Annotated in this window: 1 protein-coding gene and 1 pseudogene; both read left to right on the top strand. The window is 65.9% G+C overall.

Translation table 11 applies throughout. The annotated features are described in order from the left end of the window. Positions 1-156, top strand: a pseudogene (locus tag AO501_RS39480) (recombinase); the annotation flags it as partial. Between the two features lie 69 nt (positions 157-225). Then, on the top strand, positions 226-704 hold a 479-nt coding region (locus AO501_RS37325; protein WP_055579089.1), incomplete at its 3' end, for a MucR family transcriptional regulator.

Raw genomic sequence — 704 nt, 5'->3', positions numbered from 1 at the left:
CTAGCGAACACCAACATCAGCGTCTACACCCTCATGAAACTCCTTGGCCACGAATCCATGGCGACCTCCCAGCGGTACGTCAACGCTGCCGGGGCCGAAACCCGTTCCGCCGCGGCGCAAAACCCGCTCTACCGCCTCACGGCCGATCGTCACTAGTGCCGCTCTGACGGCTGCGGTAACCAAGTGATCAACCTCCGGGTTCGCGCCTGGCTACAGTGATCAGCTATGCGGGTCGGAGATCGTGATGGCCACGGCGCCTACGGCCAGCTCACCACCGACGAGAACGGCCATCTCGTCTGCCACGAATGTGGCCGCGCGTTTCTGCATCTGGCGACTCACGCGATGCGCACCCATGGCCTGTCGGGTGCTCAGTATCGCGCTCGCCACGGTTTGGAGCTGACCGCGGTTCTGATTGCCGGCGAGATCCGTCAGAAGATGTCGCAGGCGTGGGAGCTGCACCGCGACGAGCACGTCGCGAACCTGGACCGGTCACGCAATCCGGATCGGGCGCGCGCACAGATGCGGCCGAGGTCGCAGTGGCCGGCCGCGACTCGGGTCCGTCGTAGCGCGGCGTTGTCGGCGAAGCGAGGGCGGCTGCTGACCGATGATGAGATGCGGCAGCTAGGTGATGATCTGCCGCTGCAACAGTGGTGCGACCAGGTGCGCGCCCTGCTGGCCGCCGACCCGACGATCACCGCCATGTC

The sequence above is a fragment of the Mycobacterium gordonae genome, assembly GCF_001417955.2.
GTDB classification, from domain to species: domain Bacteria; phylum Actinomycetota; class Actinomycetes; order Mycobacteriales; family Mycobacteriaceae; genus Mycobacterium; species Mycobacterium gordonae_B.
Note: the sequence above shows the minus strand (reverse complement) of the source record. Positions and strands in the feature narration are given on the sequence as shown.